Below are 15,901 nucleotides of genomic sequence, written 5' to 3'. Positions count from 1 at the left end.
CGGGGTGAGCGGGCCGGGCACCGGTGTCGTGGCGGTCGGGGACGGTCAGTGCTGGCTGTCGCCGTCCTCGTAGATGTCGCGGGGGTCGATCGCCCAGATGCCGCGGCCGAAGGTGGCGGCGTAGAGCTTGCCGTCCGGGCCGGTCTTCAGCTGCTGCACCGAGGTGGTGGGCAGGCCCTTGCCGAGCACCGAGAACCTGGTCTCGCCCGGGGCGCGGTAGAAGGCGGCGAGGTCGGTGCCGAGGGCGAGGCCGCCGTTCGGCAGGAGCTTGACCGAGGTGGCGGGGACGTCGGGCAGGTTGGCCGAGACGTCGGTCCAGGTGGCGCCGCCGTCGTGGGTCTCGAAGAGGTGGCCGATGCCCGCGCCGGGGCCCTCGGTCCAGGTCCGCGAGAAGCCGTTGAAGGCGACGAAGACGTGCTGGGCGTCCTTCTCGTCGACGGCGAAGGAGGAGATGTAGCGGTTGGGCAGGGTGCCGTCGACGGGCAGGTTGAGCTGGTGCCAGCCGGTGCCGTCGGTGTTGCCGACCGCGATGCCGCGGCTGAAGCCCTGGTTGTTGCAGGGGCCGCACCAGCCCGCGTACACGGTGCCGTTGACGGTGGCGACGGCGGTGGCGACGTGGCCGGCGCCGAGGTCGTACGCGGAGGTCCACTCGCTGCCGCTGCGGATCGCGTAGCCCTTGTGCTGCACCCAGACGTGCCGCCCGCCGGCGATCCAGGTGTTGCCGTCCTTGGGGTCGGCGGTGATCGGCGCGATGAAGCGGGCGGAGTTGGTGTCCTTGTCGGGCGGGGCGACCTCGAAGGAGGTGGCCTTGCTCGGGTCCTTGGTCCAGCTGCCGTCGTTGACGGCGCAGTTCTGGGTGACCCACATGTCGAGGTAGACGTACTCCTCGGCGATGTTGCAGCCGTTGGCCGGGTCGACCAGGGTGTCGGCGCCGTCGCCGCCGAAGTTGGAGCCCATCACCTTGTCGTGGGCGCGCAGGATGGACTCGCCGTTGTCCTGCAGGCCGCCGCTGACGATGACGCCCTTGCCGGTCCTGTCGGCCGGGTCCTTGCCGACGCCGACCGAGTAGTACTGCAGGGTGTCGATGGTGCCGTCCGCGAGGGACTTCCAGTCCTTGCCGTGGCCCCACTGGTCGAGCTGGCCGTTGGTCGGGCGGGTGTAGATGCCGCCGTCGTTGCCGACGTAGACGTTCGACTTGCCCTGGTAGCTGCCGAAGGCGACGGCGTGCTGGTCGGAGTGGGTGGTCGGCGAGCAGTCGCCGGTCTGCTTGGTCGGGTCGATGCTCCAGCAGGGGAACCCGTTGTTCCAGTACGGGCCGACGGTGGACCAGTCGGCGCCGCCGTCGGTGGTCTCGAAGACCTCCTCCAGACCCATGTAGACGTGGTCCGGGTTGGCCGGGTCGACCTGCAGCGACTGGTTGTACCAGGCCTGGATGCCGGGCTGGTAGCCCGGGTCCTGGAGCGCGGAGCCGGAGTTCTTGAGCTTGTCCTTGTCCGCGATCTGGGTCCACGGGCCGAACGGGGAGCCCGACTTGGAGACGTAGACGCCCTTGAGGCCGGTGTCCGGGTTGTGCGCCATGACGTCCGGCGACTGGTCGATCGCGTAGTAGCGCGAGCCGTCCGCCGAGCGGGCGAAGGTGACGTTGCCGACGTTCGCGGCGTCGGTCGGCAGGTCGCCGAGCGAGGCCACCCGCTGCCAGCTTCCGTCCGCGGCCTTGCTGTAGAAGCCGTTGTAGGTGTCGCCGCCGCGCCAGCCGACCGCCAGGACGACCTTGGACGGGTCCTTGGGGTCGATCGCGATGTCGTTGGCGATGTTCTTGTACGGCGCGCTCGGGTCCTTGGCCTTCGAACCGCCCGGCAGGTAGTCCGGGTTGGGCGCGAACTCCATCACCCACGGGCCGGTCAGGTCGGTGGCGGAGTGGCTCCAGACGCCGCGGCTGGTGGCCGCCCACACCTTGCCGCCGCCGAAGCGCAGCGCGTGGATGATCGTGGACTCCAGCTCGTTGCCGCCGATGCGGTCACCGGGCTTGAAGGTGCCGTGCTTCGGGTCGGCGAGCACGTACACGCCGGTGCCGACGTACGAGGTGGCGCCGGTGTTGGACTCGCCGGTGGCGTACCAGAGGCGGCCGCCCTCGTCGAGACCCACGGTGCCGGTGGACAGCGTGGGCAGCTTGTCCGCGATCGGCTCCCAGTCGCCGCCGCCGGTGCGGGAGCGGAACACGCCGCCGTTGGCGCCGCCCGCGTAGACGTAGCCGTCGTTGTCGGCCGCGATGCCGGTGATCCGGCCGGTGACGAAGCCGGCGCCGCCGCTGGAGTTGGAGTTGACGTCGCGGTAGCGCGGGTCGTCGCCGTTGTAGGGCTTGTTGGTGACGTGCTTCCAGTCGCCCTCGGTGTGCGGCATGGCCCGCAGGGCCGACCAGGCGGCGCCGTACGCGCCGGGGGCGACGACGCCGGGGGCGGTGCGGGCCTCGGTGTACTGCGCGACGCCCTCGGCGGAGTTCTCCGCCTCGTCGGAGCCGCCGCTGTCGCTCGCGGTCTCGGCCTTGGCGGCGAAGGTCGCGAGCGGGGCCGCGGCGGGGCCGGAGCCCTGGACCTGGCGGGCGTGCTGCCGGCCGACCTCGGCGAGGTGCTGGGCCTGGCGCGAGCCGCTCTTGGGCGCCCCGGCCGGCGCGGCGAGGGCCTGGGTGGTGGTCAGTCCGAGCACGGTCAGGGTGACGGCGGGCAGCAGGAGCCGTCGGCGTTGCCTGTTGGGCACGATGGTGGGTCCTCCCCATGGGCGGGTCGCGCGGTCGCGCGGTTCCCGGCGGAAATCCGTCCGAAGCTTCGCCGGTCGGGGGCGGGCGACGGAAGGGGATCAAACGTTACGAATGGTTAAAACCAAATCAGTTAAGACAGTTCACACAAAACGGAATGCCCCTCCCGGCCCGGCAGCACCAGGACGGCAGGGTGCGAACGGTCGCGCTGCGGGGCACGGCCGGTCGCCGTGTGCGGATCCGGGCGGCCGCGGTCCGGGGGTACCGCGACCGCCCGGGTCGGTGAACGGGCCCGGGTTCGCGCGGACATGCGCGCGCGTTCCCGCAAGTCGGAAGTGTGGCCCGGGACATGACATCGCACAAGATGTGCGACCAAATCGCCGGTCGCGGCGCCGGGGACGAAACCACCCGAGCATGAACGTTCTAGGAGAAAAGGACGGCGTCGAGGCAGCGCGCGAACGCCACCCCGAGGTCGGCCGCGGCCGCCCCGACCACAAGCAGCGCGCCGGCGGCCGGCCAGACCCGGTGCCAGCGGTTCACCGGCCGTTCCCGCTGCAGCGCGGCCGCGCGGTCGGCGATCCGGTGCCGCAGGTAGGCCAGCACGGACGGCTGCTCCGGCCGGCAGGCGCCGGCCAGCGCCGCCCGGGCCAGCGAGCGGACGGCGAGCCCGCGGGAGGCGACGGCCTCGGCGGCGACCTCGTCGGCCCAGCGCTCGACGCCGTACACGACCTCGTCCCGCAGCCGCCCGAGCAGCGGGTTGACCAGGACGGCGGCCTGCGCGAGCGTCGCGTGGCGGTCGTGCCGGCAGGCCAGGTGGGCGCGCTCGTGGGCGAGCAGCACCGCGCGCTCCTCGACGGTCAGGGCGCGCAGCATGCCGGCCGTCACCACGATCCGGCCGGGCCGGCCTGGCAGCGCGTAGGCGTCGGCCCGGTCGTCGGGCAGCACCAGCAGGTCGCCGGCCGCCGGGGCCGACCGCACCGCGCCGAGCGCCCGCCGCTGGGCCGCATGCCGCCGCCACCCGGCCAGCAGGCGCACCGCGACCACCGCGAGGACGGCCGCGGCGAGCACGCCGAGCCCCCACGGCACCGGGTCCGCCACCGCCAGCGCCCGCCCCTCGCCGCCCCACCGCCCGCGCACCTGCGGGAGGTTGGCCAGGCCGGCGACGGCGAGCGCGAACAGCCCCCAGCAGGTGGCCGCGGCGGCCGCGGCCAGCAGGACGGTGAGCACCCGCACGGCGGCGGCCGGCGCGAGGTGCCGCGCCACCGCCGGCCCGAGCACGGCCAGCGCGGCCGGGGCGAGGATCACCAGGTAGACGGTGAAGTACACGGCCAGTTCCCCGCTCGGCTCGGTCAGTCCCGGGTGTCGAGCAAGGCGCGCAGGGCCTGCTCGTCCGCCGGGTCGAGCCCGGCGACGAAGTGCTGAAGGACCGCCAGGCGGTCGGCGCCGCGGACGAGTGCCTGGTTCATCTGCGAGGCGACCTCGTCGGCCGGGCCCCGGTTCGGCGCGTAGGCGTGCGCCCGGCCGGTCCGCTCCCGGCCGAGCAGGCCCTTGGCGTGCAGCCGGCCCAGCACCGTGAGCACCGTCTTGGGGTGCAGGTCCGCGGCGCCCAGCGCCTCGTGGACCTGCCCGGCCGTCATCGGACGGCCCTCGGCCCACAGGACGGCCATCACCTCGGCCTCCAGGGCACCGTGGTCCCGCCGCTGCTCGCCCAAGTCCGCCCCCGGTCCTCCGTCGCCCCGCGCTGGGGAGACCCTACCCACCCGGGCGGGCGGCGATCCCCCGGCCCCGGCCCTCGGCGGCCTCAGGTGACCTCAGGTGACCTCAGGTGACCCCAGACGGCCTCAGGCCGCCTCAGGCCGCCTCGGCGGCGAGGGCGCGCTCGAAGTGCTCGTGGCCGTCCTCGACGCCGAGCACGACGTCCTTGAAGGTCAGGTAGCCCTGGCCGACCAGCGGGGTGTCGCGCAGTTCCTCGACCAGGTGGTAGTAGGCCGTCAGGTCATCGGTCTCGAACAGCGCGAAGTCGCTGAACCGGGTGTAGAACGCCTCGGCGTCGAAGAAGCGGGCGCGCACCCGGTCCGCGTACTTCTCGATCAGCGGCGCGAGGTGGGCGACCTTGAGCCGCTGCCGCTCGGTGCGGGGCAGGGCGAGCCACTGCGGCGAGATCGAGTAGCCGAGCATGACCATGTACATCCGCGGGGTCCCTTCGTGTGCGGGCAGGCCGAGGAGGCTCGGGAGGGTCCCGCGCCGCTCGAAACGCTAACGGTGTAAGCTAAAGCTAACGGTATCAACAAAGTCAAGGGGAGTCCGCATGCCCGACCAGCCGCCCAGCCGCCGCGAGCTCCGGCGCGAGCAGACCGTGGCGGAGATCCTGCGGGCCGCCCGGCACCTGCTCGCCGAGGACGGGCCGACCGCACTGACCCTGCGCGCCACCGCCCGCGCGGTCGGCATGACCGCGCCCGGCCTCTGCCGCTACTTCCCCGACCACCGCGCCCTGGTCCAGGCCGTCGTCGCCGACCTCTACCGCGACCTCGCCGCCGGGCTCGAAGCCGCCCGCGACGCCCGCCCCGACGCTCCCACCGCCGAGCGCTTCGCCGCCGCCGCCCGCGCCCTGCGCCGCTGGGCGCTCGGCCACCGCAGCGAGTTCACGCTGCTCTTCGGCAAGCCCGTCCCCGACGCCGGCACCGCCCCCGAGGACCCGGCGCACGAGGCGGGCTGGCAGTTCGGGCAGGTCTTCCTCGGCCTGCTGGAGCAGCTGTGGCGGGACGGCGCGATCCCGGCGGAGCCCGCCGTGCGGCCCGTCCCCGCCTGGTGGTCCCAGTTCGACGACCTGCGCGAACACCTCACCGAGGACCTCCCGCTGCCCGTGCTGCACCGCTTCGTCCAGGTCTGGAGCCGCCTCTACGGCCTCATCGCCCTGGAGGTGTTCGGCCACCTCGACTTCGCCATGGCCGACCCGGAGCCGCTGTTCGAGGAGAACCTGGGCCAGCTCGTCGACCTGCTGGCCCCCGGGCGCTGACGCACCGCCCGTAGCATGGCGGGCCTGCGGGCCTGCGGGCCGCGGACACGACGAGAGGGGCGGGCGGTTGAGCACGGGCGGGCTGACAGGTGGTCTGACGGGCGGGCTGGGGCGGCTGGTGGGAGCGGCGGCCGAGCTGGGCGACGCCGGACGGCGGGCGGTGCTGCGGGCCGGGCGCTCGGCGGCGGGCGGGCGGTGGGCGCTCTCGGCCCTCACCTCCGTCGCCCCGCCGGCCGTCCCCGCCGTCGAGCCGTGGAAGCTCTCGGTGGGCACGCTGCTCGGCCGCCACCCCCGGACCCCGGCGGTGGCGCACAAGCTGCTCGGGCTCCTCGACGACTACGGCGCGGTGCACCTGGGGCCGGGCCGGGTCGGCTTCGACGGCCAGGAGATCGACTGGGACAAGGTGGTCGAGATCCGCACCCGCAACGCCTTCGAGGTGCTGACGACCAGCTCGCTGGAACGCGACGTGGACCGGATCCGCGAGTTCCTCCCGCCGGTGCCCGGCCGCAAGTGGGCCGTCACCAAGGCCGGGGAGGCGCTGGCCACCGTCGTGCTGGCCGCCCTCGAACGCGGCTCGGTCGACCAGCGCCTCGACGAACTGACCGTCCCGGCCCGGATCGTCCACCGCGGCGGCCTGCTCGGCCGCCACCACACCCTGGACGCCGGGTCCTTCGCGGCCGCCACCCTGGTCGTGGCCGGCCAGGCCGCGGAGAGCCTGATCGCGACCGCCCGGCAGCGCGGCATCCCGGTGCTGCCCGCCGAGCAGCCCGTCGAGGCCGAGCGGGCGGCCCGCGTCGCGGTGCTGCGCGAGCGCACCGACGCCGTCGCCCGGCTGCTGGGCCGGATCGAGCAGGACGACCCGGAGGCGGCGGGCGGGCCGGCCGGGGCGCCGGTCGACGCCGTCCCGGTCGACGCCGTCCCGGTCGAGGCGGCCCCGGTCGAGGCCGTCTCGCTCGACAAGCCGGCGGCCGACAACGGGCCGCAGCCGCACGGGCGTTGAGGGCCCGGGAGCGGTAGGGCCGGGAAACGCGACGTGCCGCCGCCCGGAGGTCCGGACGGCGGCACGCGTGGCCGGTGCGGCTCAGAGGGTGCGGAGCAGCCGGGACTGGATGGACGGCGGGTCGAGGTCCGCCTGGAGGGCCACCGGGACCTCCACCTTGTCGTCACCCGAGCCGACCCGCAGCGAGCCGACGACCTTGCCGGCCTTCTCCTGGTGGCCGAGCTTGCCTGCGTCCAGGGTGACGGTGCCGGAGATGCCGGGGAAGCCCGCCACGACCAGGTCCTTGGTCGCGACGACCGGGACCTTGCCGCCGAGGCCGTCCTCCACCGTGCCGACGACGTCGCCCTTCTTCACCACGGTCTGGCCGGTCAGGCCGTTCTGCGCGGCCTGGATCTGCTTGCCGCTGACCTTCAGCACCGTGGGCAGGATGCCGTCGCCCGGGGCGGAGGAGGTGGCCTGCTGGCCCAGGGTGACGCCCAGGATCAGCCGCTTCACGCCGCCGATCTCCTTGTAGGCGGCCCACATCAGGCAGCCGCCGGCCGGGGTGCTGGAGCCGGTCTTGACGCCGATCACACCGGTCTTCGGGTTGATCAGGTTGTTGGTGTTGAGGATCTTCGCGTTGTTGAAGTTGGTCTCCGGGGTGGAGACGATCTGCCGGAAGATCTCGTCCTGCATGACCTGCTCGGCCAGCTTCAGCTGGTCCTTGGCGGTGGACTTGGTCTCCGCGTTGAAGCCCGCCGGGTCGGCGTAGGTGGTGTTGGTCATGCCGAGCTTGGCCGCGGTCTCGTTCATCAGCTTGACGAACGCCTCCTCGGATCCGGAGTGCTGGCGGGCGAGCAGCCGGGCCACGTTGTTGGCCGAGGGCAGCATCAGCAGTTCCAGCGCCTGGTACTCGGTGAGCACCTGGTTCTCGGTCAGGGTGACACGGGACTCGTCGCTGTTGCCGGACTCCTGCGCGGCCTGCTTGTCGACGACGATCTTCGGGCCGCTCTCCCCCTTCTTCAGCGGGAACTTCTGCAGGAACAGGTAGGCGTTCATCACCTTGGTGACGCTGGCGATCGAAGCCGGCGTCTCCTGGCCCGAGCTGCCGAGGCTGCCGACGCCGACGACCTCGGCGGCGGACTGGCCCTTGGCCGGCCAGGCCAGGTCCAGCTGGTTCCCGGCGAAGCTGTAGGTCCCGGCGGCCGTCATCCGCACCTTGGCGTCCGGCAGCGGGCGCAGCAGCTGGGCCACCACGGCGGCGCCGAGCACCACGGCCAGGAACACCGTCCAGATGGTGATCCGCTTGAGCGCGCGGCGCAGCGGCGACACCGGACGGGAGTTGAGGGTGGCCAGCACCTCCATCGCCTCGGCGGTGTTCTCCGGCGAGGGCAGCGGCTCGGGCGCCGGCAGCGGCGGCGGGGCGGGCAGCGGCGGGACGGGTGGCACCGGGCGCGGGTCGGGCTCGGGCAGCGGGGTGGGGGCCGGGCCCGGCGTCGGCGCGGGCTCGGGGGCCGGCTTCGGCAGCGGCTTCGGCGCCGGTTCCGGCTCCGGCAGCGGCTCGGGCTCCGGCGGCTCGGGGACCGACCCGGCCACGGACGGCACCGCGGCGGACGGCACCACGGCGGGGACGGCGGCGGGGCGCAGCGGCTCCGGCTTCTCCAGCTTCCCGGCACCGCCCGTGTGCTGACCAGGCTGCCCGGTCTTGGTCAGCACGACGGGGGCGACGGGCCCGGCGGGCGCGTCGTCGGTGTCGGACCCAGTGTCGGACTCGGTGTCGGACCCGGCGTCGGACCCGGCGTCGGACCCGGCGTCGGACTCGGCGTCGGACCCGGCGTCGGACTCGGTGTCGGACCCGGTGTCGGACTCGACCGAGGGCTCCCCGGCGTCATCGTCCTCGTCCTTCGGGGTGTCAGAGGCCTTCGACCGGCCGGATGCCTCCGCGGCCGTCCGGATGGCGAGACGCGGGTCGGTGCCGGACGGCTTCTCCTCGGCCTTCTCCGGCTCGCCGCCCTCGGCTTCGGTCGCCGGCTCGACCGCCTCGTCCGCCTCGTCCGCGGAACCGTCCTCGCCGGCGGGCTTCAGCAGCTCCGGCGGCAGCCGCAGCGCGGTCGTCCTGTTGTCGACCGGCAGCCTGAGCGAGGTGGTGCGGTTGTCGACGGGCAACCGCAGCATCGCGGTCCGCTCGTCCGCATCCTGGACACGCAGCTGTACGGTCGAGCCGCTCCCGGCGCCTCCGCCGGAGGGCTTGGCGGGGTCGGCAGCCTTCGCGTCGTAGGTCCTCGCATCGGAGGCCTTCACGCCAGGCGCCTTCGACGAGGCGTCCCGTTCCTCCTCACGATCCTGCTCCCGCTCGCCGTCCCTCAGCACCCTGTCGGGGGACTCGCCCACGTATCCCAGCCTCCTCAACGCCCGGCGGGGCACCGGCGAACCCGATTTCGGGAAGCCGACGCCCCGCCCCGTGTACCTGTACAGTCTCCGCCACCGAGGGCCGATCCGGCCGCGCACACCCCGCCCGACCGGCGCTTATCGTCCGCGCGCGGCCGCGCCGCGGCCTGTTCACCGGTCAGACGCCGTGTCCGCGGCCGCCGGTTCCGCGCCTTCACCGCAAGGTCACGATTCGGAGGCGTACTCGACAAGCCCGTGTGAGAGGCGTCACTCTGTCTCTCATCCACGCGGGGAGGCTTGGATGGGCAAGAGCCGCAGAACTGTTCCCGAGGAACTCTTGCTGCTCGCCTTGGACCCGACCACGGGTACCACGGCGCAGCCGCAGACCCTCGACCTCGGACTCGCCGGGGCGCAGCTCGTCGAGCTGTCCCTGGCCGGACGGATCGTACCGGAGGGTGACCGGATCGCCGTCGTGCTCGCACGGCCGACCGGTGACCCGACTCTCGACCACGCACTGGAACTGCTGCGCCGACGCGGCAGCCCGGTCCGTGCGGCGCACTGGATCGGCGGGCCGCGACTGGGCCTGCGGCAGACCTACCTGGCGCACCTGGAGCGCTGCGGCATGGTCACGGCCGTGCCGGGCCAGGTGTGCGGCGTGCTGCCGACGACCCGGTACCAGGCGTCCGACGACTGCACCAACGCCGCGATCAAGCAGCGGCTGGACACCGCGATCCGCACCGGCGTGCCGCCGGACCCGCGGACGGCCGCGCTGGCCGCCCTGGCCCACGCGGTGGGCCTGGGCAAGCACCTGTACCCGGGCAACGAGGGCAGGTCCTCACGGTCGCGGCTGCGCGACCTGATCCGCTACGACCCGTTGGGCGGCATGGTCGCGCACGCCGTGATGGACGTGCAGAACGGCCTGCCGACCCAGCAGAACCGTTCACCCCAGGGTTCCGGGACCGGCTCCGGCCGCTCCGGCGCCCGCGCGGCGGGCCGGAGCACCGGCGGGCGGGTCACCGTCTCCCGGGTCGGCGTCCGCTAGCCGGACACCGCGCACCGGAAACCGGACGGGGCGCGCGCAGCGGCGCGCGGCAGCCCGTCCGCGCCGGCGCAGGGGGCTCAACGCCCCCTCGCGCAACCGGTTCCACCCCGGCACCACGCACCACCGAGAACCGCACCGAGGGGCGGTCGCCCGCGACGGAAGTCGCCCGGCGACCGCCCCTCCGCCGTCCCCGCGGCCGTCCCGGCCGGTCCCGGGATCCGTCGGCCCGCAGACCCGCGCACGTGCCAGGGGCAAGCGCGCCGCCGCCGGGGTAGAGCATGCAGGTAGCAACACTGGTCCGATGCCACCGAGCCGCATTACCACCTGGGAGCACCCGCTGTCTCACGGAAGCGCTTTTCCGACGATTCGTCCTACCGCGCTGCCGAGATTCCCCGGCGCCGACCTGGCCCAAGGTGACATGCTGCTCCGAGTCAGGGGGGTTGGTCCCAATGTCCGAAGTGTTCCGAGGACTGCCGTTCCCACGTTCACCAGAGGTACGGCCGGAGGTCGACGTGTCCGCGAACATCAATCCCACCGTGCGCCGCCGGCGCCTCGGTTCGGAGCTGCGCAGGCTGCGCGAGGGCCTCGGGATGACGGCTGAGGAGGTCGCCGGGCGGCTGATGGTCTCCCAGTCGAAGATCAGCCGGCTGGAGAACGGCCGCCGCAGCATCAGCCAGCGGGACGTCCGCGACCTCTGCGACGTGTACAACGTGACCGACGAGCAGATGCGCACCAGCCTGATGGACATGGCCAAGGAGTCGCGCCAGCGCGGCTGGTGGCACGACTTCAACGACATGCCGACCCCCTACAGCGTCTACATCGGGCTGGAGGCCGAGGCCTCGTCGATCCGGGCGTACGAGTCCTCCTTCGTCCCCGGCCTGCTGCAGACCGAGCAGTACGCGCACGCCGTCGTCGAGGGCACCCAGCCGGACACCGACGCGTTCGCCGTCCAGCGCCGGGTGCAGGTCCGGATGAAGCGCCAGGAGCGCGTCAACGGCGAGAACCAGCTCGGCAGCCTGTGGACGGTGATCGACGAGGCCGTGCTGCGCCGCGAGGTCGGCAGCCGCGAGGTGATGGCCCAGCAGCTGAAGCACATGCTGGAGCTGAGCCAGCGCAAGAACATCACCATCCAGGTGATCCCGTTCTCGCACGGCGCCCACCCCGGTATGACCGGGACATTCTCCCTGCTGGAGTTCCCCGAGTCAGCCGATTCCACGGTCGTCTACTTCGAAGGTGTGACGAGCGATCTCTACCTTGAGAAAGAGGCGGACGTGCGTCGTTATACCGGTCTCTACGACTACCTGAGGGCGGCGGCGCTCGGAGTCGCGGAGAGCCGGACGCTGATAGCCCAGATTGAAGAGGAATACCACCGATGAGCACTTCCCCCGAGCACGGCACCCGCTGGCGCAAGAGCAGTCACAGCGGCGGCCAAGGCGCCTGTGTGGAGATCGCCGGTCCGACCGCGGGGGCGGTCGCGGTACGCGACTCGAAGGACCCTGAGGGCCCGCAGCTGCGGTTCTCCGCCGACGCCTGGCGCGCGTTCGCCGCGGCGGCGGCGACCGGCCTGTTCGCCGCCGCCTGACCCGACCGGCTTTTCCCGTACGGGAGTTGCCCGCAGTGGGGCCCGCCGTCTCCCCCGGCGGCGGGCCCTACTGCGGGCAACCGCCGTCCCGGGGCCGGGCAGGTCCGGGAGCCGGGCAGGTCCCGGGGCCGGGCAGGTCCCGGCGGCTCAGCCCACCACCGGGTAGCGGCCGGCCCAGACCGCCCCCTCCGGGCTCCGCCGGTCGTGCAGTTCGCCGCCGTGCACCAGCTCCAGCACCAGGTCGTCGGCGAGTTCGAGGATCGCGGCGCGCCCCTCCAGCCCGGCGACCAGGCCCGGCGGCAGCGCGGTGTCGCCGTGCAGCACCCCGAGCAGGCTGCCGCAGATCGCGCCGGTGGAGTCGCTGTCCCCGGAGTGGTTGACCGCGAGCAGCAGGCCGGAGCGCACGTCGTGGGCGACCAGCGCGCAGTAGACCGCGATCGCCAGCGCCTCCTCGGCGACCCAGCCCTCGCCCAGCGCCTCGACCCGGTCGGCGGAGGGCTCGCCGGCCCGCACCGCGTCCAGCGCGGCCCGCAGCGCGGCCGTGGTCTCCTCGTGCGCCTGCCGCTCGGAGAGCAGCGCCAGCGCGAGGTGGACGCCCTCCTCCAGGGTGCCGCCGCGGGCCACCGCCTGGACGATCACCGCGAACGCGCCCGCCGCGAGGTAGCCGGTGGGGTGGCCGTGGGTGAGCACCGCGCACTCCACCGCGAGCTGGAACACCAGGCCCGGCTCCCAGGTGGTGAGCAGCCCGAACGGCGCCGCCCGCACCACCGTGCCGCAGGCCTTGGAGTGCGGGTTCTTGGGGTGCTCCAGGGTGCCGAGCCGCTCGCCCTCCGCGCCGGTGAGGCCGGACAGGCAGCCCTGCCCGGGGGCGCGCCGGGCGTACAGCCATTCCTCGCGGCCGAGCCAGCCGAGGTCGGGGCGGCGCTCGTCCGGGCCCCAGTCGCGCTGGGTGGCGGCCCACCGCAGGTAGGCCAGGTGGAGATCGGTGGGCGGGTGCCAGCTGCCGGTGTCGCGCCGGATGTGGGCGCGGATGAGGCCGTCGACCGTGAACAGGGTGAGCTGGGTGTCGTCCGTCACCGCGCCGGTGCGCCCGTAGGCGGGGACGTAGCCGGTGACGCCCTGCGGCCCGTGCCGGTCGAGGATGTCCTCCAGCGGCTCGAACTCGACGCAGGCGCCGAGCGCGTCGCCGATGGCACCGCCGAGCAGACAGCCCCGCACCCGGCTGCGGAAGTCCTGCTGCTGGGCGCGTGACCACAGTGGCATCACGACGGGGCGCCTTTCGTCGGGGTCGGGGGCGGCGTACGACGGCGTACGACGGCGATGCTGGGCGGCGCGCCGCACGACCGCGGCACGCGCCCTGGCACTGTATTCGAAGGCCCGAGCGATTCGAAGGTGTCCCCGGCACCCGGTCCCGGCCGCCGCACGGGGCGGCGGCCGGGGGCGGGGGTCAGTCCAGGACGGGCAGCAGCTCCGGCAGGTGCCCGTCCGAGGCGAGCGCGGCGGCCTGCCGCTCGGCCGGCACCTCGCCGTAGGTGGTGGTGCGCTGCCGGTGCGGGCGGCCCGCCGCCCCGGCGATCGCCTGCAGGTCGCGCACCGACTTGTAGCTGCCGTACGCGGAGCCGGCCATCCGCGAGATGGTCTCCTCCATCAGCGTGCCGCCGAGGTCGTTGGCGCCCGAGCGCAGCATCTCGGCGGCGCCCTCGGCGCCCAGCTTGACCCAGCTGGTCTGGATGTTGGGGATGTGCGGGTGCAGCAGCAGCCGGGCCATCGCGACCACCGCGCGGTTGTCCCGGGCGGTCGGGCCGGGCCGGGCGATGCCGGCCAGGTAGACCGGCGCGTTGGTGTGCACGAAGGGCAGGGTGACGAACTCCGTGAAGCCACCGGTGCGTTGCTGGATTTCGGCGAGCAGCCGCAGGTGCCCGAGCCAGTGCGCCGGGGTGTCCACGTGCCCGTACATCATCGTGGAGGAGGAGCGGATGCCCAGCTCGTGCGCGGTGCTGACGACCTCGACCCAGGTGGCGGCGGGCAGCTTGCCCTTGGTGAGCACCCAGCGGACCTCGTCGTCCAGGATCTCGGCGGCGGTGCCGGGGATGGTGTCCAGGCCGGACTCCTTGGCCCGCTGCAGCCAGTCGCGGATCGACAGGCCCGTCCTGGTCGCGCCGTTGACCACCTCCATCGGGGAGAAGGCGTGCACGTGGATGCCGGGCACCCGCTCCTTCACCGCGCGGGCGATGTCGAAGTAGGCGGTGCCGGGCAGGTCGGGGTGGATGCCGCCCTGCATGCAGACCTCGGTGGCGCCCACCTCCCAGGCCTGCGCGGCCCGGTCGGCGACCTGCTCCAGGGAGAGGGTGTAGGCGTCGGCGTCGGTGCGGCGCTGGGCGAACGCGCAGAACCGGCAGCCGGTGTAGCAGACGTTGGTGAAGTTGATGTTCCGGGTGACGCAGTAGGTGACGACCTCGCCGACGGTGTCGCGGCGCACGTCGTCGGCGATCCGGCACAGGGCGTCCAGGGCCGGGCCGTCGGCGTGGAACAGGGCCAGCGCCTGGTCGTCGGTGAGCGCGGTCGGGTCGTCGGCGGCCGTCGCCAGGGCCTCGCGCAGGTCCCCGGCCAGCCGCTCGGGGGCGCCCTTGGCGAGCACCTGCTCGCGCAGCACCTCCCAGTCGCCGTACACGTCCTCGAAGTCGGCCCGGCGGTCGCCGGTGCGGCCCTCGGTGTCGATGGTCGCGTGCAGGTCGGTTCGCCCGTACGACTCCGGCAGGTCCTCGGGCTCCTGCCAGGGCAGGCCGCGGACGGGGGCGTCCGGGTTCGCCAGGCCGGTGGCCGGGTCGGCCAGGGCGCGGACGTGCGGCAGCACCCGCGGGTCCAGCCAGGGCTCGCCGCGCAGCACGTACTCGGGGTAGACGGCGAGGCGTTCGCGCAGCTCGAAGCCGGCCGCGGCGGAGCGCTCGGCCAGCCGGTCGATCTGCGGCCAGGGGCGCTCGGGGTTGACGTGGTCGGGGGTGAGCGGGGAGACGCCGCCCCAGTCGTCGATACCGGCCGCGATCAGCCGCTCGTACTCGCCGTCCACCAGGTTCGGCGGCGCCTGCAGGCAGGCGGTGGGGCCGAGCAGGTGCCGGGCGACGGCCACCGTGGCGACCAGCTCGTCGAGTTCGGCGTCCGGCATGCCGCGCATCGCCGTGTCCGGCTTGGCGCGGAAGTTCTGCAGGATCAGCTCCTGGACGCCGTGGTAGGCGCGGGAGACCCTGCGCAGCGCGAACAGCGACTCGGCGCGCTCCTGGTACGTCTCGCCGATGCCGATCAGCAGGCCGCTGGTGAACGGGACGGAGCTGCGGCCCGCGTCCTCCAACACCCGCAGCCGGACGGCCGGTTCCTTGTCCGGAGAGCCGAAGTGCGGGCCGCCGGGCTCGCTCCAGAGCCGGGTCGCGGTGGTCTCCAGCATCATGCCCATCGAGGCGGAGACGGGCTTGAGCCGCTGGAAGTCCGTCCAGCTCAGCACCCCGGGGTTGAGGTGCGGCAGCAGTCCGGTCTCCTCCAGGATGCGGATCGACATGGCGCGCACGTAGGCGACGGTGTCGTCGTAGCCGTGCGCGTCCAGCCACTCGCGGGCCTCGGGCCAGCGGTCCTCGGGCTTGTCGCCGAGCGTGATCAGGGCTTCCTTGCAGCCGAGTTCGGCCCCGCGCCGGGCCACCTCCAGCACCTCGTCGGGGGACATGAACAGCCCGTGGCCGTCGCGGCGCAGCTTGCCCGGCACGGTGGCGAAGGTGCAGTAGTGGCACTTGTCGCGGCAGAGCCGGGTGAGCGGGATGAAGACGCTCTTGGAGTAGGTGATGACCCCGGGCCGGCCGGCCGCTTCGAGACCGGCGTCGCGCACCCGGGCGGCGCTCGCGCAGAGGTCGCGCAGGTCCTCGTCTCTGGCCTGGAGCAGCACGGCGGCCTCGCTCAGGTCGAGCGCGACGCCGTCCCGGGCACGGCGCAGGGCGCGCCGCATCGCGTTCGCGGTCGGGGGGTTGCTTGCGTCCACGGAGGTTCCGTCCATGGCGCCAAACCTACGCCAGGGGTCGTACCGGAGGACCAGCCAACCCTGAGCCGTCTCAGGGTCGGGTGAGCCACCAGGCTCACCCCGATCTGGCCCCGCAGGGCGA

Annotated in this window: 12 protein-coding genes; 5 read left to right on the top strand and 7 right to left on the bottom strand. The window is 73.7% G+C overall.

Annotation, left to right across the window (positions count from 1 at the left end):
- Nucleotides 1–45: 45 nt before the first annotated feature.
- From ACPC54_RS11335 to ACPC54_RS11320, 4 genes are all read right to left on the bottom strand, one after another.
- Nucleotides 46–2,754 (bottom strand): ligand-binding sensor domain-containing protein, encoded by a 2,709-nt coding sequence (locus tag ACPC54_RS11335; protein ID WP_498963686.1) that lies wholly within the window; start codon nt 2,752–2,754, stop codon nt 46–48.
- Nucleotides 2,755–3,175: 421 nt separating this feature from the next.
- Entirely contained in the window at nt 3,176–4,078 is a 903-nt protein-coding gene (locus ACPC54_RS11330; RefSeq protein WP_498963684.1) for a M48 family metalloprotease, read from the bottom strand.
- Nucleotides 4,079–4,101: 23 nt separating this feature from the next.
- Complete coding sequence (locus ACPC54_RS11325) at nt 4,102–4,464, bottom strand: BlaI/MecI/CopY family transcriptional regulator (RefSeq protein ID WP_498963682.1); 363 nt, start codon at nt 4,462–4,464, stop codon at nt 4,102–4,104.
- A 139-nt stretch (nt 4,465–4,603) separates the two neighbouring features.
- Entirely contained in the window at nt 4,604–4,942 is a 339-nt protein-coding gene (locus tag ACPC54_RS11320) for a darcynin family protein (protein ID WP_498963680.1), read from the bottom strand.
- 118 nt (nt 4,943–5,060) lie between these two features.
- Here ACPC54_RS11320 and ACPC54_RS11315 point away from each other — a divergent pair, with 118 nt between their 5' ends.
- Both ACPC54_RS11315 and ACPC54_RS11310 read left to right on the top strand, forming a co-directional pair.
- Nucleotides 5,061–5,768, top strand: a complete 708-nt coding sequence (locus ACPC54_RS11315) for a TetR/AcrR family transcriptional regulator (RefSeq protein WP_498963678.1) — start codon at nt 5,061–5,063, stop codon at nt 5,766–5,768.
- A 67-nt stretch (nt 5,769–5,835) separates the two neighbouring features.
- Nucleotides 5,836–6,768, top strand: coding sequence for a hypothetical protein (locus tag ACPC54_RS11310; RefSeq protein WP_498963676.1), 933 nt, complete (start codon nt 5,836–5,838; stop codon nt 6,766–6,768).
- Between the two features lie 81 nt (nt 6,769–6,849).
- Here ACPC54_RS11310 and ACPC54_RS11305 read toward each other — a convergent pair whose 3' ends face one another.
- Entirely contained in the window at nt 6,850–9,138 is a 2,289-nt protein-coding gene (locus ACPC54_RS11305) for a D-alanyl-D-alanine carboxypeptidase (RefSeq protein WP_498963674.1), read from the bottom strand.
- A 298-nt stretch (nt 9,139–9,436) separates the two neighbouring features.
- On the opposite strand from ACPC54_RS11305, the gene ACPC54_RS11300 reads away from it, so the two are divergent.
- From ACPC54_RS11300 to ACPC54_RS11290, 3 genes are all read left to right on the top strand, one after another.
- Entirely contained in the window at nt 9,437–10,177 is a 741-nt protein-coding gene (locus ACPC54_RS11300; RefSeq protein WP_498963672.1) for a GOLPH3/VPS74 family protein, read from the top strand.
- A gap of 512 nt (nt 10,178–10,689) precedes the next feature.
- Nucleotides 10,690–11,553 carry a helix-turn-helix domain-containing protein gene (locus tag ACPC54_RS11295; protein WP_498963670.1) on the top strand — a complete coding sequence of 288 codons (864 nt, stop codon included), beginning with the start codon at nt 10,690–10,692 and terminating at the stop codon, nt 11,551–11,553.
- Nucleotides 11,550–11,759, top strand: coding sequence for a DUF397 domain-containing protein (locus ACPC54_RS11290; protein WP_498963668.1), 210 nt, complete (start codon nt 11,550–11,552; stop codon nt 11,757–11,759). The genes ACPC54_RS11295 and ACPC54_RS11290 overlap by 4 nt, the downstream gene beginning before the upstream one ends.
- Nucleotides 11,760–11,906: 147 nt before the next feature.
- Here the strand turns inward: ACPC54_RS11290 and ACPC54_RS11285 are convergent, their stop codons facing one another.
- Entirely contained in the window at nt 11,907–13,022 is a 1,116-nt protein-coding gene (locus ACPC54_RS11285) for an ADP-ribosylglycohydrolase family protein (protein WP_498963666.1), read from the bottom strand.
- Between the two features lie 184 nt (nt 13,023–13,206).
- The gene (locus ACPC54_RS11280) at nt 13,207–15,795 is read right to left on the bottom strand and encodes a bifunctional FO biosynthesis protein CofGH (protein ID WP_498963664.1); all 2,589 of its coding nucleotides are present in this window, start codon (nt 15,793–15,795) and stop codon (nt 13,207–13,209) included.
- Nucleotides 15,796–15,901: the final 106 nt, after the last annotated feature.

Source organism: Kitasatospora sp. NPDC094028, assembly GCF_049543595.1.
Taxonomy (GTDB): domain Bacteria; phylum Actinomycetota; class Actinomycetes; order Streptomycetales; family Streptomycetaceae; genus Kitasatospora.
This window is presented reverse-complemented; position numbering and strand designations above follow the sequence as displayed.

What these genes read in the sequence shown, in the direction of transcription:
- ACPC54_RS11320 (WP_498963680.1), bottom strand. Translation starts at nt 4,942, where the DNA reads ATGTACATGGTCATGCTCGGCTACTCGATCTCGCCGCAGTGGCTCGCC.
- ACPC54_RS11315 (WP_498963678.1), top strand. Translation starts at nt 5,061, where the DNA reads ATGCCCGACCAGCCGCCCAGCCGCCGCGAGCTCCGGCGCGAGCAGACC.
- ACPC54_RS11300 (WP_498963672.1), top strand. Translation starts at nt 9,437, where the DNA reads ATGGGCAAGAGCCGCAGAACTGTTCCCGAGGAACTCTTGCTGCTCGCC.
- ACPC54_RS11290 (WP_498963668.1), top strand. Translation starts at nt 11,550, where the DNA reads ATGAGCACTTCCCCCGAGCACGGCACCCGCTGGCGCAAGAGCAGTCAC.
- ACPC54_RS11285 (WP_498963666.1), bottom strand. Translation starts at nt 13,022, where the DNA reads ATGCCACTGTGGTCACGCGCCCAGCAGCAGGACTTCCGCAGCCGGGTG.
- ACPC54_RS11280 (WP_498963664.1), bottom strand. Translation starts at nt 15,795, where the DNA reads ATGGACGGAACCTCCGTGGACGCAAGCAACCCCCCGACCGCGAACGCG.